Origin of the sequence: Calothrix sp. 336/3, assembly GCF_000734895.2 — a bacterium.
GTDB lineage: Bacteria > Cyanobacteriota > Cyanobacteriia > Cyanobacteriales > Nostocaceae > 336-3.
This window is the reverse complement of sequence record NZ_CP011382.1, coordinates 1,496,667-1,518,741: the sequence shown is the minus strand read 5'-3', so window position 1 is coordinate 1,518,741 and position 22,075 is coordinate 1,496,667. Positions and strand designations below refer to the sequence as shown.

15 protein-coding genes and 3 tRNA genes are annotated in these 22,075 nt (G+C 43.6%); 11 read left to right on the top strand and 7 right to left on the bottom strand.

What is annotated here, in order from left to right; all coding sequences use genetic code 11:
- The first annotated feature begins 60 nt into the window (after positions 1-60).
- The 6 genes from IJ00_RS06000 to pruA all read left to right on the top strand — a co-directional run bounded on the left by IJ00_RS06000 (position 61) and on the right by pruA (position 9,121).
- The gene (locus IJ00_RS06000) at positions 61-804 is read left to right on the top strand and encodes a cobalt-precorrin-6A reductase (RefSeq protein WP_035150979.1); all 744 of its coding nucleotides are present in this window, start codon (positions 61-63) and stop codon (positions 802-804) included.
- A gap of 137 nt (positions 805-941) precedes the next feature.
- Positions 942-1,184 carry a hypothetical protein gene (locus IJ00_RS05995; RefSeq protein ID WP_035150977.1) on the top strand — a complete coding sequence of 81 codons (243 nt, stop codon included), beginning with the start codon at positions 942-944 and terminating at the stop codon, positions 1,182-1,184.
- Positions 1,185-1,495: 311 nt separating this feature from the next.
- Positions 1,496-2,545, top strand: a complete 1,050-nt coding sequence (fni, locus tag IJ00_RS05990) for a type 2 isopentenyl-diphosphate Delta-isomerase (RefSeq protein WP_035150974.1) — start codon at positions 1,496-1,498, stop codon at positions 2,543-2,545.
- A gap of 47 nt (positions 2,546-2,592) precedes the next feature.
- On the top strand, positions 2,593-4,422 hold the full coding sequence (sppA, locus tag IJ00_RS05985; protein WP_035150971.1) for a signal peptide peptidase SppA: 1,830 nt from the start codon (positions 2,593-2,595) through the stop codon (positions 4,420-4,422).
- A gap of 325 nt (positions 4,423-4,747) precedes the next feature.
- A complete protein-coding gene (locus IJ00_RS05980) occupies positions 4,748-5,635 on the top strand; it encodes a DUF1838 domain-containing protein (protein WP_082127272.1) in 888 nt (295 codons plus the stop codon).
- Positions 5,636-6,151: 516 nt separating this feature from the next.
- Positions 6,152-9,121, top strand: coding sequence for an L-glutamate gamma-semialdehyde dehydrogenase (gene pruA, locus IJ00_RS05975; RefSeq protein WP_035150969.1), 2,970 nt, complete (start codon positions 6,152-6,154; stop codon positions 9,119-9,121).
- Between the two features lie 245 nt (positions 9,122-9,366).
- Here the strand turns inward: pruA and IJ00_RS26975 are convergent, their stop codons facing one another.
- From IJ00_RS26975 to IJ00_RS05960, 3 genes are all read right to left on the bottom strand, one after another.
- Positions 9,367-12,372: a PAS domain S-box protein gene (locus tag IJ00_RS26975; RefSeq protein ID WP_052754399.1), complete on the bottom strand. Its 3,006-nt coding sequence runs from the start codon at positions 12,370-12,372 to the stop codon at positions 9,367-9,369.
- A gap of 229 nt (positions 12,373-12,601) precedes the next feature.
- A tRNA-Arg gene (locus tag IJ00_RS05965) sits at positions 12,602-12,675 on the bottom strand.
- Positions 12,676-12,747: 72 nt separating this feature from the next.
- Positions 12,748-13,953, bottom strand: coding sequence for a murein hydrolase activator EnvC (locus tag IJ00_RS05960; RefSeq protein ID WP_035158516.1), 1,206 nt, complete (start codon positions 13,951-13,953; stop codon positions 12,748-12,750).
- A gap of 239 nt (positions 13,954-14,192) precedes the next feature.
- Here IJ00_RS05960 and IJ00_RS05955 point away from each other — a divergent pair, with 239 nt between their 5' ends.
- On the top strand, positions 14,193-14,504 hold the full coding sequence (locus IJ00_RS05955) for a hypothetical protein (protein WP_035150968.1): 312 nt from the start codon (positions 14,193-14,195) through the stop codon (positions 14,502-14,504).
- Positions 14,505-14,597: 93 nt separating this feature from the next.
- Here IJ00_RS05955 and glgA read toward each other — a convergent pair whose 3' ends face one another.
- Positions 14,598-16,073, bottom strand: a complete 1,476-nt coding sequence (glgA, locus tag IJ00_RS05950) for a glycogen synthase GlgA (RefSeq protein WP_035150966.1) — start codon at positions 16,071-16,073, stop codon at positions 14,598-14,600.
- A 174-nt stretch (positions 16,074-16,247) separates the two neighbouring features.
- On the opposite strand from glgA, the gene IJ00_RS05945 reads away from it, so the two are divergent.
- The gene (locus tag IJ00_RS05945) at positions 16,248-16,880 is read left to right on the top strand and encodes a hypothetical protein (protein ID WP_035150964.1); all 633 of its coding nucleotides are present in this window, start codon (positions 16,248-16,250) and stop codon (positions 16,878-16,880) included.
- Between the two features lie 206 nt (positions 16,881-17,086).
- Here the strand turns inward: IJ00_RS05945 and IJ00_RS05940 are convergent, their stop codons facing one another.
- From IJ00_RS05940 to IJ00_RS05930, 3 genes are all read right to left on the bottom strand, one after another.
- Positions 17,087-17,941, bottom strand: a complete 855-nt coding sequence (locus IJ00_RS05940; protein ID WP_035150963.1) for a 1-acyl-sn-glycerol-3-phosphate acyltransferase — start codon at positions 17,939-17,941, stop codon at positions 17,087-17,089.
- 113 nt (positions 17,942-18,054) lie between these two features.
- Positions 18,055-18,846 carry an RNA methyltransferase gene (locus IJ00_RS05935; protein ID WP_035150960.1) on the bottom strand — a complete coding sequence of 264 codons (792 nt, stop codon included), beginning with the start codon at positions 18,844-18,846 and terminating at the stop codon, positions 18,055-18,057.
- Between the two features lie 56 nt (positions 18,847-18,902).
- Positions 18,903-18,984: transfer RNA gene (locus IJ00_RS05930), tRNA-Leu, on the bottom strand.
- A 204-nt stretch (positions 18,985-19,188) separates the two neighbouring features.
- On the opposite strand from IJ00_RS05930, the gene murA reads away from it, so the two are divergent.
- The 3 genes from murA (at position 19,189) to IJ00_RS05920 (ending at position 21,854) form a co-directional block, all read left to right on the top strand.
- On the top strand, positions 19,189-20,595 hold the full coding sequence (gene murA, locus IJ00_RS05925) for a UDP-N-acetylglucosamine 1-carboxyvinyltransferase (RefSeq protein WP_035158514.1): 1,407 nt from the start codon (positions 19,189-19,191) through the stop codon (positions 20,593-20,595).
- A 321-nt stretch (positions 20,596-20,916) separates the two neighbouring features.
- Entirely contained in the window at positions 20,917-21,792 is an 876-nt protein-coding gene (locus IJ00_RS27555; protein WP_082127271.1) for a M48 family metallopeptidase, read from the top strand.
- Positions 21,771-21,854, top strand: a tRNA-Leu gene (locus IJ00_RS05920). The genes IJ00_RS27555 and IJ00_RS05920 overlap by 22 nt, the downstream gene beginning before the upstream one ends.
- Positions 21,855-22,075 lie beyond the last annotated feature (221 nt).

Here is a 22,075-nt window from a genome sequence, read left to right as displayed (position 1 = left end):
AATTTAAATAACCCGAAAAATAACCTTTCCCACTGCAAATTTTATTCAGCCAGGAGAATAATGAAACGTGTTTTGATTCTGGGTGGTACTGGGGATGGGGCAGAATTGGTAAACCAGGTATCAAATTTACCAAACATAGAAGTTATTACCTCCTTAGCCGGTCGTACCCGTGAGCCACAAGCCCCCTCAGGATTATTCCGAATCGGTGGTTTTGGGGGTGAGTTGGGGTTAATCTCCTACCTCAGAACAGAAAAAATTGATGTATTAATTGATGCTACCCATCCTTTTGCCTCCGAAATATCTCGGAATGCGGCATCGGCAGCGATCGCCTGTAATCTTCCCCATTTGATGCTGATACGTCCGGTATGGCAACCCGTGGGTGGAGACAACTGGATTGAAGTCGAAACCGTTGCAGCTGCGGCAGAAAACTTGCCAGAATTCGCCCAGCGAGTCTTTTTAACCATCGGCAGACAGCAGCTCGCCAGCTTTGCCCATCTAGATAATATCTGGTTTTTGATGCGGTTAATTGACCCACCCCCAGCCAATTCTGCCATCCCCCAGGGAAAAATTTTGCGCGATCGCGGTCCCTTCACCCTGGAAAATGAACTTAAATTATTACAAGACCATCAAATTGATACTCTGGTGAGTAAAAATAGTGGCGGTGATGCCACCTATGCCAAAATCATTGCCGCACGGGAACTTGGAATTCCAGTGGTGATGGTGAAACGTCCCCCCACTCCCCCAGGAAACCAAGTAAACGATGTTCCTAGCGCTGTGGTGTGGTTATTAAATCATCTAGAGTAGTTCATTTGTTTTAATTAGCTAGGAATGCTCTAGAATAAAACTAGGGAATATCCCTCGAAAATTTACCTAAGGACTTGTAGTATATCCAACAATAGACTACTTGGTTATTTAGGTTAGAATGTTTTTATTTATCCATCGTGAAAAGGAATCTCTCCCGGAAGTCAGATAAACCCTTCCGCTTGCATTCCCTCAAAGCTTTAGAATTTCACGCTCCCCCTTTAATGGAATTGAAGGAGCGGGATTGGAAAGCTATGGTGGAACTTTTTGAGCGTAAAGATAGTGATGACATCGAAGCTGATATTAATAGTAACTTAAAGTTTTTGTTCCCAGAACCTTGCTGGGAAGAGGAACCTTTTGATTTCTTACAGGAGTATCTCTAGTTCAATGGGGTGCAATCTACCACTTCAACCTCACTTGATAATGGATAATTAGGTCGGCGTAAATAATTTATTGTTGGAATCAAGCAGGGAGCAGGGGAGAAAGAGTTTGAGCCTTATTCCTTATTTACTTTTCTTCACATAATGGGATTCTATTGCACCAACTGACTTAGATAGACTTTGGTTATGGTGAGGATGAGAATGGGGAAAGTATCTATCAAACTAAATAATCACAAGCAGAAAGAAAATGTCAGTGCTGATGAGCATTTTATATTAGAAAATGAGTAAGCAAAACTCGGAGTCAAGTACTTGTCGTGAACCTGCCTATCAACGAATCAGCAGCAACCCAAACCCGTAAAGCAGATCACATTCGCATCTGTTTAGAGGAAGATGTGCAATGTCACCAAACTACCAATGGGTTAGAAAAATATCGTTTTAACCATTCCTGTTTACCAGAGTTGCATCGAGATGAGATTGATATTAGTACAAAGTTTCTCGGCAAAAACTTATTAGCACCCTTGCTGATTTCTTCCATGACAGGGGGAACAGAGCAAGCAGGAATGATTAATCGCCGTTTAGCCGCCGTTGCTCAACATTATAAAATTGCTATGGGTGTAGGTTCCCAACGGGTGGCAGTGGAAAAACCCCAGGTAGCTGATACCTTTGCGATGCGCAAATATGCCCCCGATGTCTTGTTACTTGCTAATCTGGGAGCAGTGCAGCTGAATTACACCTACAGCATTGATGAATGCCGTAAAGTCATTGATATCTTGGAAGCTGATGCTTTGATTTTGCACCTCAACCCCCTGCAAGAATTTATCCAGCCACGGGGAGATATTAATTTTCATGGCTTACTTGACAAAATAGATAAGTTGTGTATTCAGTTGGAAGTACCAGTGATTGCCAAGGAAGTCGGTAATGGAATTTCCCCAGTCATGGCAGAAAAGTTAATTGCTGCGGGGGTGACAGCGATTGATGTGGCTGGTGCGGGGGGTACTTCTTGGGCAATGGTAGAAAGTGAGCGGGCAGAAACTCCCTTGCAGCGTCGTTTAGGTAGAACCTTTGCCGATTGGGGTTTCCCGACTGCGGAATGTATTGTGGGTATTCGTCAAGGAATGCCTGATGTGCCCTTAATTGCATCGGGTGGTTTGCGTCATGGTTTGGATGTCGCCAAGGCGATCGCCCTAGGAGCAGATATTGCCGGTTTAGCTATGCCATTCCTCAAAGCTGCTGCCCATTCGGAAGCCGCCCTATGGGAACTAGCAGAAGTACTGATAGTGGAAGTAACTACGGTGCTTTTTTGTACAGGCAATGCTACTATTGCTCAGTTAAAAAACTCTAACTGTTTACAGCGTCTACAATAGATGAGTGTTGGGTGGATTGACTTAATGACTATTAGCTACATAACTAAATGAATAATTTTATTAAACAAACTTTTGCCAGTGTTATCGGTAGTGTATTCGGACTATTCATCTTTTTTGGGATTAGCACGACGGGATTGTTGATGCTAATATTTGCTGCTGCATCGTCGGGTGATTCTACCCCCATTGTCAAAAATAAGTCAGTGATAGTATTTGACCTAGGGACAAAAATTACCGATGCGGAACCTGCATCTAGCGAATTGTTGCAAACTGTGCTTTCGGGAGCGGAAGAGAAGCGCATGAGTCTGCGCTCAGTTTTGGATAACATCGAAAAAGCCACCAATGACAAGCGAATTGTCGGTATTTACCTCGATGCTTCCACTGGTAGTACCACTGCGGGTTTTGCCACTCTCAAGGAAATTCGCCAAGCTTTAGAAAAGTTTCGCGCAGCAGGAAAGAAGGTAATTGCCTATGGTGTTGACTGGAGTGAGAAGGAATATTACCTGAGTTCTGTGGCAGATACGGTTGTGGTTAACCCCCTGGGTATGCTGGAAGTTAACGGTTTGAGTTCCCAACCGATGTTTTTAGCTGGTGCGTTTGAGAAGTATGGGATTGGGGTGCAAGTAATTCGCGTCGGTAAATTTAAAGGTGCGGTGGAACCCTACGTACTTGAAAAATTAAGTCCCGAAAACCGCGAACAAACCCAAAAGTTACTCAATGATGTCTGGGGAGAATGGCAGAAAACTGTTAGTAAGAGTCGCAAAATCACCACCCAACAATTACAGGCGATCGCCGATAGTCAAGCTTTCGTGGAAGCATCCCAGGCAAAAAATAATAAGTTAGTGGATAAAATCGCCTATTTTGACGAAGTTGTCACCGACTTAAAAAAATTAACCGGAGTTATTGATAAAGATAAAACCTTTACCCAAATTAGCCTCAACGAATACTCCCAAGTTAGCAAAGAGTCCCTAGGAATTAACCGCAAATCGAAAAATCAAATTGCTGTGGTGTATGCGGAAGGGGAGATAGTTGATGGTAAAGGTGAAGATACAGAAGTGGGTGGCGATCGCTTCGCCAAAGTCTTCCGACAAATTCGTCAAGATAATGATATCAAAGCCGTAGTTCTTCGTATCAATAGCCCTGGGGGTAGTGCCACAGCTGCGGAAATTATGCAGCGAGAAGTACGATTGACGCGGGGAGTCAAACCTGTAGTTGTTTCCATGGGAGATGTGGCTGCTTCTGGAGGCTACTGGATTGCCAGTGATTCTAACCGTATCTTTGCCGAAGCTAACACCCTCACCGGCTCCATCGGTGTCTTTGGTTTACTCTTCAATGCCCAAAAATTAGCCAATAATAACGGTATCACCTGGGACTCAGTGAAAACAGGACGTTACGCCGACTCCCAAACTGTTTCCCGTCCTAAATCTACCGAAGAGTTGGCAATCTATCAACGCAGTGTCAACCGCATCTATAGTTTATTCTTAAATAAAGTTGCCCAAGGGCGCAAATTACCTCAAAACAAGGTAGCCGAAATCGCCCAGGGACGGGTCTGGTCGGGCAATGAAGCCAAGAGAATTGGTCTAGTTGACGAAATCGGTGGTTTAGATGCGGCGATCGCCTATGCTGCAAATCAAGCCAAATTAGGTAAAGATTGGCAATTGGTTGATTATCCCAAGAGTTCTAGCCTGGAAGAACGTTGGTTTGGTAAAACTACCCAAGATATTCGCACTGCCACCGGATTACCCAAAGTCCCAACTTCTCCCTCTGACCCCCTGAGCTTAGAGATGCAAAAGCTACAGCAGGAATTAGCAGTATTACGTAAAATGAATGACCCCCAAGGAATCTATGCTAGGTTGCCCTTTAACTTAAAGATTGAGTAGGTATAGGAAGGTGTTGATCAAATAAAGGCAGTTGATAGCACCCTCACTTTTCCCAGGATAACTATCCAACTACCGTTGCATCTGAAAACAGAAGAAAAACTATGAACTGACCCAATCATCCCATTCACCCATGGAATCTGGGAAAAGTAATTGTCAAACAGGAATTGAATCAATGAGGAAAATACATTTTATTGCCAATTCCCAGCAATATATAGACATACCAGATTAACTTGAGAATTATGGAAACGACAAGAGAGCGATCGCCCCTCGTCATCGGCAACTAGACAACGCTAAACTTTGCTGATTTATACCAAGGATGTGACAAATGGCTCCCCAATCTCAAGTATTTGACGCTCAACATTGGGTTAAAACCCGTTCTTCCCTAAATCCTCAAGAATCTAATTATCTGATTTGGGGTGGAAGTATTTATGCTTTTATTCCTGGAGAAAAAAGAAAACTCCTATTCAATATGGTGGGTATGAGTGTGAGTCGCTGTATTCCCGTTAAGGAAGGAGAATGGCAATTTACTTCTAGGGAATTGACTTACTATCTGAGTCCAAAAACCGATGAGATGCTGCAAAAATGGGAAAATCCCTGGACAGGGGAAATAGTTCCTGTGATGCACGTTGCCAATAATCCCGTACAAGGTATATTTGCGGGTAAATTCCCTGCACAGGTAGATGGAGAAGAGACAACTTTTGCCTTTGATATCTTTCCCACTTACCCCAACCCCCTAGCAAACGATCCCAAATTTGCGGAATATAGTCCCTTTCCCACCTATCAAGCAGCAGAGTTGTTTAAACTTACCGTTCCCACCGCAGATTTATTAAATCCAGAACTGTTATCAGTTTCCCAATTGAGACTCAGCTGGGATAGATTTGGTCAATGGTTACCTTGGATGAAAATGGGTGATCGCCCTGGCTATATGATTTACAGTGGTTATGGTAGCAAAGTCAACTCCTTCGAGGAATTACCCCAACTACTGCAAGAACAGCTAAATCACAATGTTCCCCTATATAAGGATGCACCTGAGACTTTTCTCGATGTGGAAGATATGACTTCCTGGCTTTACTTTCAACGTCATTTTGATGATTATCTGGCAGGTAAAATCTTTCCTCTCCCAGTTCAGTCTGAAAATGTGACTACAAAATCCAGTCAACATAGAAATCATCTGCAAAATACAGAGCAAGTCGTCATTGGTATTTCTGTCTAAATCAAGACTTACAGGAACTGAATTTTGTACCAATTGAAAAACTGGACGTTGCATAAGTGCGGGATGAATTAGCGTTTGAAACCGTTGAAAAATCGTTGAGAATTTAGCGAAATCATCCCCTGGTTCAGCAATGCCAAAAACTGATATCGCGAATGTCATCTATAACGCCAAAATATAAAACCACACTGCGTTTATATACAGCGTGGCAAATTTTACATATAAAGTTTTCGGATTAGTTAAGTTCAAGTTAAGAGATTACACATAGATTTTGCAGAGTCTGGTTTTTGTGCCAGTTCTCGACAATTTTGTTTGGATATATAGCAATACATAGTCATGAGTAACCATTCCGGATGGATTTAATTTGGATCTGGTGATTTTAGGGAAGATAAAAAAATCAATTACCCTAAGTACCATTACCATGCTTGAGGATGTGGTAGCCAACAGATTCCCAAGGCAAAATGGTATACACAGGCGATTGTAAAGAAAGCCTGACAAATTGGATGGAGGCAGCTAGCAATGGTATTGGAAGTGTCTAAAAGTACATACGAGGCGAAAACTCAAGAAATTGCACGGCAATTATTGACGGCAACCCAAGAAAGTAAAAATTTCTTCGCCGCACTCCGTGATCAGATGCGTTGGGATGACAAGTTACTCGACTGGGCAATGAGTAATCCGGGATTACGGGTGCAGTTGTTCCGATTTATTGATACCTTGCCGGCACTCCGCAGTAAGGCAGAAATTGCTGCCCACCTCCAAGAATATCTTGGTGATGCATCGGTAGAATTACCAGATGTTTTAAAAAATATGTTAAATTTTGCCAATCCTGACTCTGTACCGGGGCAGGTGGCAGCAACAACGGTGTCTACAGCCACGGAAACCCTCGCCCATAAATATATTTCCGGGGAAAATATTAAGCAGGTTTTGAAGACAATTGAGCGTCTGCGCAAGGAAAAAATGGCGTTCACCGTTGACTTGCTAGGTGAGGCAGTAATTACCGAGCAAGAGGCAGAGTCTTACTTGCAACGTTACCTGGATTTAATGCAGGAGTTGGCGGAAGCAGCGAAAAATTGGAGCAAAGTGCCGCAAATTGATGAGGCGGATGGGGTAAGCTTGCCGAGGGTACAAGTTTCGGTGAAATTAACCGCTTTTTATTCCCAATTTGACCCCTTGGATGCGGTGGGGAGTGAGGCAAAGGTGAGCGATCGCATCTGTACTTTACTCCGTCGGGCGCAGGAATTGGGTGTGGCTGTCCATTTTGATATGGAACAGTATGCATATAAAGATATTACCTTTAAGATTTTGCAAAAACTCTTAATGTTAGAGGAGTTTCGCAGCCGTACCGATATTGGGATGACAATCCAAGCATATCTGCGCGATAGTGAAGCGGATGCTCGTAATTTGATTGAGTGGGCAAAGTTGCGGGGTTATCCAGTGACAATTCGCTTAGTCAAGGGTGCCTACTGGGATCAGGAAACCATCAAAGCCGCCCAAAAGCATTGGCAGCAACCAGTATATAACGACAAGGTGGCAACGGACGCAAATTTTGAGGCGATCGCCCAGTTATTACTGGAAAATCATCAATATATTTATGCGGCAATTGGTAGCCATAATGTGCGTTCCCAAGGGAGAGCGATCGCCATTGCTGAAAGTCTGAATGTACCCCGGCGCAGTTTTGAGATGCAGGTACTCTATGGGATGGGAGATAAACTCGCCAAGGCGTTAGTTGACAGGGGTTATAGAGTCCGGGTTTACTGTCCCTATGGGGATTTATTGCCAGGAATGGCGTATTTAATTCGCCGCTTGTTGGAAAATACCGCAAATAGCTCCTTTCTGCGGCAAAATTTAGAAAATAAGCCCGTGGAAGAACTCCTCGCACCTCCCAGTTTTCCCCCCTCTTCCCCTCTTCCCCCCTCCCCCGACTTCCAGGGTGTACCCGATACAGACTATGCAGAAGCAGAAGCCAGGAAAAAGTCAGAAGCTGGATTTAAGTCGGTGCGCGAACAACTAGGTAAAACCTATTTACCCCTAATTAACGGGGAGTACGTACAGACAGACAATCTTGTTGACTCCGTGAACCCCTCCCAATACAGCCAGGTGGTAGGGAAAATCGGCTTGGCAAGTGTTGAGCAAGCAGAGAAAGCAATGCAAGCAGCGAAGGCAGCTTTCCCCGGTTGGCGGAAAACCCCAGTAGCCGAAAGAACTCGGATTATCCGTAGGGCTGGGGAGTTGATGGAGTCACGCAGAGCAGAGCTTGCCGCTTGGATTGTTTTAGAAGTGGGAAAACCTGTGCGGGAAGCCGATGCCGAGGTTTCTGAAGCCATCGATTTTTGTTACTACTACGCGGCGGAAATGGAGCGCCTGGAAGCAGGTGTTAATTATGACGTACCTGGGGAAAATAACCGCTACATCTATCAACCACGGGGTGTGGTGGTGGTGATTTCTCCCTGGAATTTCCCCTTGGCGATCGCCTGTGGAATGACAGTAGCAGGTTTGGTGACAGGTAACTCTACCCTGTTGAAACCCGCAGAAACCTCTTCTGTAATTACAGCCAAATTGACGGAAATTCTCATCGCAGCCGGAATTCCCCGTGGAGTCTTCCAATATATTCCTGGTAAAGGTTCCCAGGTGGGCGCATACCTGGTAAATCACCCGGATACCCATGTGATTGCCTTTACTGGTTCCCAGGAAGTTGGTTGCCGAATCTATGCCGATGCGGCGGTATTAAAACCGGGACAAAAGCATATGAAACGGGTAATTGCCGAGATGGGAGGGAAAAATGCCATCATCGTCGATGAGAGTGCCGATTTAGACCAGGCGGTGGCTGGCAGTGTACAGTCAGCATTCGGCTACAGTGGACAAAAATGCTCGGCTTGCTCCCGCATTATCGTCTTGCAGTCGGTATACGATACCTTTGTACAGCGCTTTGTCGAAGCCACAAAATCCTTGAATATTGGGGCAGCAGAATTACCCGGAACCCAGGTAGGACCTGTAATTGATGCTACCGCCCAAACCCGGATTCAGGAATATATCGCCCAGGGAAAAACCGAGGCAAAACTCGCCCTAGAAATGTCCGCACCCCAGGGAGGTTATTTCATCCCACCAACCATCTTTGTCGATGTTCCTGGTGATTGCGCGATCGCCCAACAGGAAATTTTTGGTCCCGTAGTCGCAGTTATTCCCGTACCCGACTTTGCCACCGCAATGCAAGTCGCAAATAGTACCAACTATGCTTTAACTGGAGGATTATATTCCCGCACCCCTTCCCACATCCAACAAGCACAGGATGACTTCGAGGTAGGGAATTTATACATTAACCGCACAATTACGGGGGCGATCGTTTCCCGGCAACCTTTCGGTGGTTTCAAATTGTCGGGTGTAGGTTCTAAAGCCGGTGGTCCCGATTATCTGCTACAGTTCCTAGAACCCCGTACCATTACCGAAAATGTCCAACGTCAGGGTTTTGCACCCATAGAAGGAGCAGAATAGACATCTCCAGTAGATTTTAAACCTGTAGGGGCGTTCCGTCGGAACGTCTCTGCCATTCTTGGGATATGATACCAATTCTCTAAAATTAGGCTACAGATGGAATCTACGGAACCATTGCTAAATCTAGATTTTTTAATTGCGTTTGCGTTAGCTCTCCCGCAGGGAGCATTGCGAATTGGTATAACTTGTGTATGCAGAAATCGGAAAATTCTTTTCCCCCTAAATTCAGCCGAACATGATATAACTCAATCTATCTGCTTAATAGCTACGCGATCGCGCCCTTGTTTTTTGGCTTCGTAGAGCGCTTCATCCGCAGATTTCACCAAAATATCTGGGGATAGGGCGTGACTAGGAATTAAACTTGATACACCCAAGCTGAAAGTGACAAATTCCCGAACTTCCGAGTCAGCATGGGGGATTTTCATTTCGTGTACCGCAGCTTGTAGCGATCGCGCAACTGCCACCGCTCCTTCAACAGTGGTATTCGGCAGAATAATCGCAAATTCTTCCCCACCATAGCGAGCAACTAAATCTGTAGCCCGTTTAATTTGTTCCCCTAATAATTGAGCCACTTTTTTCAAGCAAACATCACCTGCTTGATGTCCGTACAAATCGTTATAACGTTTGAAATAATCCACATCGCACAGTATCAAAGACAAATATTTCTGCTCCCGCATCATTCTTAACCATTCCTGGGAAAGAAAGTCATCAAATTTTCTGCGGTTAGCTACTTGGGTTAAACCATCCAAGGTTGCCAGACGTTCTAATTCCTGATTCGCTTGTCGCAGAGCAGTTTCCGCAGCTTTGGCGTTTTCTTCTGCTCGTTTACGCTCTTGAACCTCTAATTCTAGGGCGATCGTCCTTTCTTTCACCCGCTCTTCTAAGGTACGGTTATAATCTGCAATAATTTGTTCACTATGTTTGCGTTCGGTAACATCTAGGGCTAAACCATCCCAAACAGTATCACCATTAGCTTGCCGTTCTGCTTGAGCAACAATTTGAATCCATTTTACCTGACCAGAAGCTGTGATAATTCGATGTTCAATATTAATCGGTTGCAGATTTAATAGTGATGCCAAAATCGTATCTTCAATGGAAGAAATATCATCCTGGTGAACCATTTTCCACAGAATTTGAGCATCTTTAATCATCTCCTCTGGTTCTACTTCATAGATTTCTCGACACCGCGCACTCAGATAAGTAAACTCCTCTGTTCCATCAACATGAAAGACGTAGCGATAAATCATCCCTGGAACATTTTCAGCTAGTCGATGAAATCTTTCTTGCTGTTGATTGAGAGCAGTCTCTGCCAACTGACGCTCTGTAATGTCTAAGGAAACACCAATCAGTCCCAGGATATTACCATGGTCGTCGTAAAAGGCGTTACCCAATCCTTCCCAAGTACAACCACTAATTGTTTTAGTGACATTATAGGATTCACCTGTAGCTAGACTGTGACGAAAACCTGTAACTATTTCTGGTATATTACTATATAGGTCAAAGACCGAAAACCCTACCACTTCCCCGGGTTTTAATCCCAATCTCTCTAATCCTGTACCTTCCGATAAAGTGAAAATACCATCCTGATCCACTGCCCATAAAATTAATGGTAAATTGTTGACAACAGTACGTAAATACGCATCACTCTGTTGTAATGCTTCTTCTGTACGCCTCAGTTCTGTAATATCTGTGGTGACTGCTGTAATAATCAAACAGTTTTTTTGCTGGTCACGCCGAGAAATTAAGCTTTGTAATAGCCAGCGATAGACACCATCTTTATGTAAAAAACGATATTTAATAATTGAAGTGTTTTCACTGATGCATTTACTGAAAATAGTTCTAACTTCTGCTAAATCTTCTGGATGTATGCGAGAAGTCCATAAATCTATGTCAGCACGAAACTCCTGAGGAGTAAAGCCGAGGATGGCTTGGGAACGGGGTGAGATATAATCATATTTCCAGGTTTTGTCATCATAGAGATAAAAACTAGAAATCAAAGCACCTGTATTTTCTAATACAGTTTTCAAGCGAGTTTCCGATGCTTGTAGAGCAACTTCGACAAAACGGCGATCGCTAATATCGCGCACATTCGCCAAAATCACAGGTTGCTCGTAGAGATAAATTCGACTTAATCCCACCTCCACATCAAAAACTGTACCATCCAAAGGACGTTTAGCTTTCCAGTCGATACGTATTGGTTCACCTTCTTGTACCCTTGACCACATCAAAGGCAATAATGAAAGTTGATTTTCTGGTGCGGAATAGTCTGCTAAGGTAAATTGTAAGGCTTCCTCTCGACTACTCAAACCATACATTGTCAAGACTCGCTCATTGACATCTAAAATTTTACCGTTCAGGTCATGGATAAATATGGCATCATAAACATTATTAAAAATAGTCCTTAAATCTGTTTCAACTTTTTCTCGTTCCGCTTGAATTTGTTTGCGTTCCTGAAGTGCAATTTGTTGTTCAGTAATATCAATCAACAACCCATCCCAAGCAACACTACCGTCAGGTTGTTTTTCTGGAGTAGATAACCCTTGTAACCATTTACGTTTACCCGATGGTGTGGTAATCCGAAACTCCATCTGCCAAGGCTCCAACCTAACCATAGAGCGTAGGATAGTTTTCCGTAGGGTATAGGCATCTTGGACATTAATAATTGCCCATAATGCCGAGATATCATTCAATATCACATCTTGGTCTAATTCACAAATATCTTGACATCTAGGACTCAGATAAGTGAATCTATCACTACCATCACTATAGAGAACATAGCGATAAATTGCTCCTGGAATCTGTTCTACTAGCTTGCGGTATTTTGTTTCACTTTCTTGCAGGGCAATCTCCCCTTGTTTCCGGTTGGTGATATCTTGAAAAACTGAAACAGCATAAGCTACCTCACCCTGCTCATTCAATATGGGAATGGATTTCATTTCTAGGGTGATTATCTTTCCCTGATGACGAACTTCTAAGTCTTCAACATTGACAACTTTTCCTTGTAATGCAATCTTTGGAGGTAATTTTTCAAGGGGATAAATTTGCTCAGTTCCAGCGATATATATCTCTAACTCGGCACAAAAATTATTTAAATATGCTTGAGTAGATTTTTTCAAACCCATTATTTCTTGCCCTTTTTGATTCAGATAACAGCATTTGCCATCAGAATTCAGTACAGCAAGTCCGAGGGGTAAATTTTCAATTAATTGCTGAAATTGTTTTTCTGAAAAGGGTGGTATTTTACTATTCATATTCGTCGAAAAATGCTTAGCAATAGCGAAAAAGAAGGGCAATCACATTGAGCATTCAAATCCTTCTTATACAGAATTAAGTTAATTACGATGGTTATTACACACATAGGAATAATGAGTGCTAAAGGTTTAATCAGCTCATATATCTTACATATGGTGAGCTACCAGTGCCACCGCAGACATAAAAAATGTGTTAGTCGAAAACTCTTATTTTAATTATCTTAATCAACGAGCGTGGAGGGATTCGAACCCCCGACCTACAGGACCGGAACCTGGCGCTCTAATCCACTGAGCTACACGCCCTAACCTTGGGAACAATACGAGTATTGTGTGCCAAACCATAGAATAATACTCCTATATTAGTTTTCTGTCAAGCTATAAATAATCGGCGGGATTAACTGGTGTGCCATGGAGACGAACTTCAAAGTGGAGATGGGGACCAGTGGATAAGCCAGTAGAACCCACCGCAGCTACAGGTTGTCCCTTTTGTACGCTTTGTCCTTCGCTAACGTATATTTCACTACTATGCCCATACAAAGTACTTAAATTATCTCCATGACTGATAATTACTGTTTTGCCATAACCCCCGTGCCAGCCAGCAAAAATGACTGTACCTGAGCCTGCCGCACGAATTGTACTGCCATGGCTAGCCGCAAAATCCATACCAGTATGCATCCGGCGATAACCGAGGATGGGGTGTACTCGCCAGCCAAAAGGGCTACTAGTGGGGGCATCACTGGGGTATGCAAACATCCCAGTACCACGGATAAGAATGTTGGTACGGCTATTGGTTTTGTTTCTCGCCTGCTCTGCGGTAACTTTTTGTTGAATCAGGGTTGTGATTGCTTGGGATTCCCTATCTAGCTGGTTTTGTGCTGCTTCCAAGGCAAGGCGATCGCTATTTAATCGCTGAATTAACTCTTGCTGGGAACTTGCTTGAGCTTGAAAATCGGCTTTCTGGGAGAGTAATTGCTGTCTAATTAAGGCAATTTCGTTCTTTTGTTGAGCAACTGCACTTTTTTGGGCTTGAATGCGCTTGGCTTGGGTGGTAAGTTTTGTGAGAATTTCTTGGTCAGCCTGGTAAATTAATTTTAGAGAATGGCGACGACTGAGGAAGTCACTAATACTCTGACTTTGTAATAAAACTGCCCAACCCTGACTCACAGAAGAACGTTGTAAAAAGCGTAAGCGGGCGATCGTTGCTTGTTGGTGTGCTTGATAGCTAGCTTCTGCTTGGGCTAAATTTCCTTGAAGTTTCTCTAAATCTTGTGTTGCTCGTTGCAGACGCTGTTCACTATCTTGAATATGATTATCCGTAGTCTGGAGATTCTTTTCTAAGCCTTGCAGACGCTCTTGAGCTGCTTGTTGTAAATTTGTCAGGCGATCGCGCTCTTGCATTACTCCTTGACGTTGCGTCTCAATCTGTTGCTGTTGCTGTTTGAGAGTCTTGAGAGAAGTTCCTACTTGCGCGATTGTTTGAGATAAGTTTACAGTTAATATCAAGCAGAGAGATACTAGACAACAGAACGCCAGTTGTAACCAACGAAAGATTTGCTTTTTTTCAACAATCAGCGTTCTCATGGTAATAGCAGCAACCGGAAATAACATCACATGATTGAGTATTCCCAAAAATTCGCAAATGCTAACGAGGAGTGAAAAAAGGGTAAGCTGTAGAGATTTTTCTATTCCCTATTTTCTTCTGCCTACCATAAGTAACGTGAAAGTAATCAGTACGAATTAATCAATTTGTTCGCTAGAGACTAACACCAAATTCTGCCTATGTCAGCATTGAATCAAACACATCGCCGGATTTAAGTTATATGAGCATAGGCAGAGCTATTCTCTTAATTGCTTTGGTTTTTCCTGGTTTGATGGTTGTAGGTACGTCAATTTATGCCTACAATACGGATTACTCAGCCATGGAAAGAACTGAAAGGTTCGTGAACCGACTAGCACAAAACCGCAGAAGTGATGATAGACAGTTGGAATTAGCCTATCATCGCAGTATGGTTCATCGAGTCAATGCTTTTACCAATGGTACTTGGGGATTCCTGGGTGCGATCATCGCTGGTATTGGTATTCACGGTTTAGCAGCGACAGAAGAGACAATCCAAGACAAAAAAGGGAAATAATGTCAGGTAATGGGTAATAGGGAATAGGTGACAGGTGACAGAAAAAACTCTCTTTGTTGTCTATGCTCCTTTTTTTCCCTTTACCCTTTACCCTTACTTGTGGCGAATACCTTCGTAAATCTCCACATACTCAGCACCAGGATGGTTCCAGGAATAATCATATTCCATACCCTGAATCGCTAATTGGCGAAACTCCTGGGGAGCATGATTATAGAGAGCGATCGCCCTACCTAATGCTGACTCTAATGCTTGGTTATCACTCTGATAGAAAACATAACCATTACGCTGCTCTGCTGGGTAGTTTTGATCATAGTCTCTGTCAAACACAGAATTGACTAATCCCCCCACACCCCGAACAATGGGTACAGTTCCGTACTTCAAACCAATCATCTGAGTTAAACCACAGGGTTCATAGTTACTGGGAACCACAATCATGTCTGCCCCAGCATAGATGAGGTGAGATAATTCCTCATTAAAGCCCAATTCCAGATGCACATCGGGATGCTTATGCAAATATTGCTTCTCATGCCAGAAATGAGCATTAATTTTTGCCTCTGTTGCGGAACCTAACAGTACAAACTGCGCTCCCTGATGCAGAGCATAATACATGGCATGATGCACTAAATGTACACCTTTCTGATTATCTAGGCGACCGATATATGCAATGATGGGTTTGTCCGCATCTCGCAAGCTCAGTCTTTCTCTTAAAGCTTTTTTGTTGTATATTTTTTGGTCGAATGTGTTTTTGGTATATGTATAGGGAATATAACGGTCTATTTCGGGATTCCAAAAATCGTAATCAATACCGTTTAATATTCCTTGGAATTTACTTTGATGCTGGTGCAAGGTATGACTCAAACCACAACCAACATCCGTATGGTGTGCTTCCCAGGCATGATGGGGTGATACTGTAGTCACAGCATTGGAGTAGACAATACCCCCCTTCATGTAATTTAAAGCAAAAGGATTAAAGTTATCCCGCAACTTGTCGTATTGGAAATAATAATCTTCCCGATTTAAACCCGTACCCCATAGGGTTTGCGCTCCCCCGATTCCCTGATGCTTAAAGTTATGGATGGTATAACAAACCCGTTGATTTGCCATGCCATGATATTTGTATACTTCATAGAGCATCACTGGTACTAAACCAGTTTGCCAGTCGTGGCAATGGATGATATCGGGACGTTTATTGCTTTGATGTAAAAACTCTAAGGCAGCCTTACTAAAGAAAGCAAAGCGCATGTCATCGTCGTTACAGCCATAGTAGCAGCCACGGTTGAAAAAATTATCTTGGGAATGGGGTTCAATAAAGAAACATACTCGCCCATGTACCCAACCACAGTATACTGAACAGTGGATAGCTGCACCGTACCAGGGAACAGAAAGGTTAAGATAAGCATCATGTAGCCCCCAAATATGGTCGTAGCGCATACAATCATACTTGGGCAGGATAAGCTCAACGGTATGACCCCTTGTCTCTAATTCCCTGCTAAGTCCGTAAACGACATCGCCTAAGCCTCCGGCTTTGATTACGGGAGCGCACTCTGAGGCAATTTGTACGATGTACATTCTTCCCCTCACTTAACAAAACTTCATTTTTACTATATTACGCATTTCTTCGCACAAATATATACTCATTGACAAAATAATATTTTTGTGTTAAGTAAAGATTTTTGTCGCGATCGCCGAGGAATTTTCTCTAATAGTAAAATGGGAAAATTAAAATTTAGGCAAATAAAAAAAATGAAAAGGGTTATACCACTAATACTGAGCGCTGTTTTAGTCACAAATACCCTGGGATGCAGCCAGACAAAGAATCAAGATAGCCAGACTACTACAGATAGTAAGACTCAAGTTGCAGACAAGGCAAGCAATCAGGAGGCGATCGCCCCAGCAGGAACCAATTTAGAAGCCATTCTTCAGGAAAATATTTCCACAGGTAAAAATAAGGACAGCGATCGCTTTGTCTTGAAGCTGAAAAATTCCTCCATCGGCAAAAATCAAGCTCTCAAAGATGCTCAAATCAACGGACATTTAGAAAATGTTGTCAAAGCTGCCAAGGGAAAAAAAGCCAAATTAAACTTAGTCTTTGATGACATTACCTTAAAAGATGGTTCTGCCTACCCAATCAATGCCACCCTAGTTAATACCCAGGTAGAGACAAAAACCAAAGGTAAATTTATTCAGAATGCAGGTATTATTTTAGGCGGAGCCGTAGCAGGGCGTTTCCTGGGTGACAAAGCAAAATTCAAGAATGGAACCCTTGCCGGTGCAGCAGCAGCCACAGCTTACGTTTTATCTAGCCCTGGGGGCGAAGTTGCCCTGAAAAAAGGAACTAAAATCAAAATTAAATTAAATAGCCCTTTAGGGAAGTGAGGAGTAAGGAGTAATGAGTAATGGTAGGAAGTAAGGAGTAGGAAGTAGATTATTTTTATATCAACTTGTTAATTGATTTTTTTATCTTGATAATCCTTTCATTTTCTTCTATCGGAACTTTGATTTCGACATCCGACTTTATAATTGTTTCGCAACTACCTACGGATATTAAGAATTTCAAGGTATTACTCCCTACTCATTACTCCCTATTCCCTACTCCCCTCAATCAATTCATCCAACTCCTGCTGCATCTTACTGACAACAATTTGATAGCAAGCATCTACGTATGCGGCATCACCTGCGGCTTCTCTACCGTAGCGCTCAAATATGATCGGTGGGCAAATTCTGGTGTATATCTGCACCGGAAAAGGTATATTCGGTAAGGGACCGATGCCAATACCCCAGGGTAGCCCCAAATATACCGGGAATACTTCCGGGTCAACATTAAATAACCAAGGGATGCCTAGAGAGTGGATTTTTTGTATTATTTTATGTAAGTCTGCCAGGACAATCAGGGTATCATGAGCGCCCCAAGATATGGCAGGAACTATGGGTACTTGCTCTCGTAGGGCTAGCTTGATAAAAGCATGACGATTATGAAAGTATATTTTATCACGTAGGCTGTGGAGGCGAAAAACATCTTGAATGCCGCCAGGGTAGACTAGTACACTAGCACCAGAACGAAAAGCCGCGATCGCCATCTTAGGGTGAGCAGTAATAGCCCCAACTTTGGCAGCTAGCTCGGCGACTTCAGGTGAAACTTCAGCAACTTTCGGGTGCATTAAACCATAAACTGGACGTTCCACTCCAAACCGACGAAACCAGTCATACATCATCATCTGCATATCAGGTGAAGCCAAACCACCGTTATGGGAACCAACAAATAAAACTTTTTCATTCGTGGGCACATTTTCCCAACCACTGGTTTTCACCCGGAAATAATAGTCATACAAAAAGCCCCAAATTGGCATCAAAGACTTGATAAATTCCACGTCTCTAGCGTCCAAACTCCATCCGGGTTTCTTTTGAGAGTGGCTTGGTTGTTCTGCGTGCTTTTCCATTATCCCCCCTAGCTCAACCATACATCATATAGCTTTCCCAAGGGATGGGGAAGGCTTAAAGGTGAAGGAAATTCGGTTAAAATCTGCCGAGATGTGATGTTGAGACTTCTGCCTCATGGGGGAGAAAATTCTCCATTTTGTCTTTGAGCTTCGTATAACAATAATGCTGCGGCGATCGCCACATTTAAGGATTCTACCCCTGGAGATAGGGGAATTTTCACACTCACATCAGCCATTGCAGCTAGCTCGGCAGATAAACCCGCGCCCTCATTACCTAGTAAAATTACACTGGGTTTACGCCAATCGATTTGCCAATAGGTTAATTCCGCACTGGGCAAAGTTCCTACCACCTGCATCCCTGCGGTTTTTGCCTGGTTAATTGTAACTTTTAAATCTTCGCTAACAGCCATCGGTAAACGAAACCATTGTCCTGCCGATGCTCTCAACACTTTAGGGTTGTCTAAATCAACACAATCATCACTCAAATATAATCCCGATGCCCCGGCAGCGGCGGCTGTGCGAATCATAGTACCGAGGTTTCCAGGGTCTTGGAGGGTTTCCACCGCCAATAATAATCCGGTAAAATCAATCTGCCCAACTCTATCGCTCCGTTGTGCCGTTGCCACCACCCCATCTGGTTGCACAGTTGTGGCGATCGCACTCATTACCTCTGGGCTGACAATTTCCGAGCGATCGCACCTTTGACACACCATTTCCCACAATTCCCCGTGGGTAGCTTGCCAATCGGCAGTACAGCACACAGTCACCAAAGGGTAATTTACCGCACAAGCTTCCTCTAACAAGTGCGTACCCTCCAACAAACATAATTCCTGTTTGCGTCTCTCCTTGGCAGAGTGCAGTTTCCGAATTTGTTTCACCAGGGGATTTTGCAAACTAGTCAACATAGCACAACACACCCATTGATGGGGTTAATCAAAACTTCCCACCTTGTACAATTGAATGCGGAACCCGGGACTTGAACCCGGAAGCCTTGCGGCACTAGAACCTGAATCTAGCGCGTCTGCCAATTCCGCCAGTTCCGCTTGCATCATGGCATATCGACAATTTCTGATTATTACTTAATCTTTCCCAACTGTCAAGAGAATCAACTCAGGGCGTTTTTTATTCCTCAAGATAATTTTATCCCAAGCATAATCAAACACATATGTGATGCAATAATGTAAACAAATTAATTATTTCTTGTAGAATCAAAACCAACATCCGGGTTATAAAATTGTTTGTTCATTTTGGAGGGTAGGCTTATCAATTCTTCCAGCAGCTTACCAGATGCTAATATCTCCCCGATTGCAGACTCCTCAGTCTTGCAAATTTGGGGTGGGCGGCGTTTGCAAGGTGATGTGCGAGTCAGCGGAGCCAAAAATTCCGCACTAGTGATTATGGCTGGGGCTTTACTTTGTTCCGGTGATTGTCGTATTCGTAACGTACCATTCTTAGCTGATGTCACACGTATGGGGCAAGTGCTATCAGCCCTAGGAGTAGGTTTTCAGCAAGATGGTGATATTTTAGACATTAATGCCAGAAATATTACTACTTCCAAAGCTCCCTATGAGTTGGTCACCCAATTGCGAGCCAGTTTTTTTGCCATTGGGGCAATTTTGGCGCGTTTAGGAGTTGCTCAGATGCCTCTACCAGGAGGTTGTGCTATCGGAGCCAGACCCGTAGACTTGCACGTTAGGGGACTGCAAGCCATGGGAGCAGAGGTGCAAATTGAACATGGTATTTGTAATGCCTATGTTCCTGGGAGCGATCGCCGCTTAAAAGGGGCAAAAATATACTTAGATATTCCCAGTGTCGGAGCTACAGAAACCTTGATGATGGCGGCAACCCTAGCGGATGGGGAAACAATCATTGAAAATGCTGCCCGTGAGCCAGAGGTGACAGATTTAGCCAATTTTTGCATTGCCATGGGTGCGAAGATTCAAGGGGCAGGTACTAGTACAATTGTGATCAACGGTGTACCAGAATTACACTCTGTTGACTACTCCATCATTCCTGACCGCATTGAAGCTGGTACATTTCTAGTGGCTGGAGCAATTACTCGCTCAGAAATTAGCATTTCCCCAGTAGCTCCCGAACACCTCCTACCCATCATTGCCAAACTGCGAGAGATTGGTGTCACTGTAGTCGAAGATGCCAGCGATCGCCTGCGTGTGCTTCCGGCTGACAAATTAATTGCCGCAGATATTGAAACCTTACCCCATCCTGGTTTCCCCACAGATATGCAAGCACCCTTCATGGCATTACTTGCCTTAGCAGAAGGGGATAGCTTAATCAACGAGTCTGTATTTGAAAACCGTCTGCGTCATGCTTCGGAATTAAATCGTCTCGGTGCGGATATTCGTGTTAAAGGTAATACTGCCTTTGTCCGTGGTGTTCCCATGCTCTCCGGTGCCCCCGTCCTAGGTACTGATTTACGGGCAACTGCTGCCCTCGTGATTGCCGGATTAGCGGCAGAAGGTGAAACCCTTGTTAAAGGTCTTCAGTTCTTGGATCGGGGTTACGATCGCCTCGATATTAAGTTGCAACAACTGGGAGCAAAAATTCTCCGCGTCCCAGCAACGGAACTAGAAAAGGAAGTACCTTCAACTAATTCCCCAGTAACAGCAGATGTTACAACAACTACTAGGGATTAACTACTAATACTTAATTAAGCAACGAAGAGGACAAGGAGGACTATTCTTCCTTGTCCCCTTTGTTTTGGGAAGGAGTAAGGAGTTAGGCAAAATTGTTTGTAGAATGGGTTTGCGGTAGCGTCACTGATGGGGGCGTTAGATTTCATACTTCAACCAAACCGACTCCCATCTTATATTTAATTCCACCGGGCTACTTAAAAAGTAAGAACTGGCATCTTTTTCTGTTCGTTTAGATTATTTCCTGCCCTCATACCAAAATCTCCCAGGTAAAATCTAGAATAGTATCAGCTTGTTTCTTACCACCTATTTTCTATTTTCCCCATGTCTTTTTCCAAGACTCAATTAATTGGTCTCAAAGCTGACTCCTTCCGTCATCCTTTAGACTTAGAGGCAACTCAAGCACTTAAACAAATCCCAGGGATTGATATGTTGGTGCGAAACCTCCTCGGACCGGTTGCCGAACAGGTTTTCTATGTGGAAAATATTGCTTCGAGTATTTTGGTGGGAGAAAAACAACTACCCCATTTACACGCCCTACTTCTAGAAGCTTGCCAAATTTTAGATATGGAGCCACCCCAATTATATGTCAGACAACATCCGGCTCCCAATGCTTACACCTTTGCCATGCGTGGGAAACAACCCTTTATCGTCATCCACACATCCTTAATTGATATTCTCACACCAGAGGAAATCCAAGGGGTGATTGCCCACGAGTTGGGACATTTAAAATGTGATCACAGCGTCTATCTTACCCCTGTCAATATCTTGATTCTCGCTGCTGCGACAGTCCCCACAGTCGGTGCAATACTAGCTCAAAGTATTCAATCACAACTTTTGGAGTGGGTGCGTTGTGCAGAATTTACCTGCGATCGCGCTGCTTTGTTGGCTACCCAAAACCCAAAAATTATGATGTCCGTGCTGATGAAATTAGCTGGTGGTTCCCCTAACCTCTCTCCCCAACTGAATCTTGACGCTTTCATCGCCCAAGCCCGTGCCTACGATGATATCAGCAAAACGGAAATGGGTGAGATGCTGAAAGTTGCCCGTACTGCCCAACTCACTCACCCTGTCCCCGTTCTCCGTGCCAGGGAAATTGACCAATGGGCATCTGGGAAAGAATATCAAAAGTTGTTGCAAAATCACAAAATATGCTATGATGATAAAGTTGCAAATAAGGGCGGGTGGCGAAACTGGTAGACGCACCACACTCAAAATGTGGCGACCTTGCGGTCATAGGAGTTCGATTCTCCTCCTGCCCACTACCAAGATAAATCAAACTTAAAGCTGGAAGTGTTGTTGTACAGTGACTAATTATTTGTCGTCGGTGACACATTATTGTCGCTGGTGACAATTTGTTGTCTTCGGAGACTCAATATCCTTCTTGATTGATTGGTGACAAATTATTGTCAGCGTTAATAGGCTTTGCAATATCATAGCCTCTTGTTTTACGACTTAAATAATCTCACTAAACCAAAAAGTT

What these genes read in the sequence shown, in the direction of transcription:
- IJ00_RS06000 (WP_035150979.1), top strand. Translation starts at nt 61, where the DNA reads ATGAAACGTGTTTTGATTCTGGGTGGTACTGGGGATGGGGCAGAATTG.
- sppA (WP_035150971.1), top strand. Translation starts at nt 2,593, where the DNA reads ATGAATAATTTTATTAAACAAACTTTTGCCAGTGTTATCGGTAGTGTA.
- IJ00_RS05980 (WP_082127272.1), top strand. Translation starts at nt 4,748, where the DNA reads ATGGCTCCCCAATCTCAAGTATTTGACGCTCAACATTGGGTTAAAACC.
- pruA (WP_035150969.1), top strand. Translation starts at nt 6,152, where the DNA reads ATGGTATTGGAAGTGTCTAAAAGTACATACGAGGCGAAAACTCAAGAA.
- IJ00_RS26975 (WP_052754399.1), bottom strand. Translation starts at nt 12,372, where the DNA reads ATGAATAGTAAAATACCACCCTTTTCAGAAAAACAATTTCAGCAATTA.
- IJ00_RS05960 (WP_035158516.1), bottom strand. Translation starts at nt 13,953, where the DNA reads ATGAGAACGCTGATTGTTGAAAAAAAGCAAATCTTTCGTTGGTTACAA.
- IJ00_RS05955 (WP_035150968.1), top strand. Translation starts at nt 14,193, where the DNA reads ATGAGCATAGGCAGAGCTATTCTCTTAATTGCTTTGGTTTTTCCTGGT.
- glgA (WP_035150966.1), bottom strand. Translation starts at nt 16,073, where the DNA reads ATGTACATCGTACAAATTGCCTCAGAGTGCGCTCCCGTAATCAAAGCC.
- IJ00_RS05945 (WP_035150964.1), top strand. Translation starts at nt 16,248, where the DNA reads ATGAAAAGGGTTATACCACTAATACTGAGCGCTGTTTTAGTCACAAAT.
- IJ00_RS05940 (WP_035150963.1), bottom strand. Translation starts at nt 17,941, where the DNA reads ATGGAAAAGCACGCAGAACAACCAAGCCACTCTCAAAAGAAACCCGGA.
- IJ00_RS05935 (WP_035150960.1), bottom strand. Translation starts at nt 18,846, where the DNA reads ATGTTGACTAGTTTGCAAAATCCCCTGGTGAAACAAATTCGGAAACTG.
- IJ00_RS27555 (WP_082127271.1), top strand. Translation starts at nt 20,917, where the DNA reads ATGTCTTTTTCCAAGACTCAATTAATTGGTCTCAAAGCTGACTCCTTC.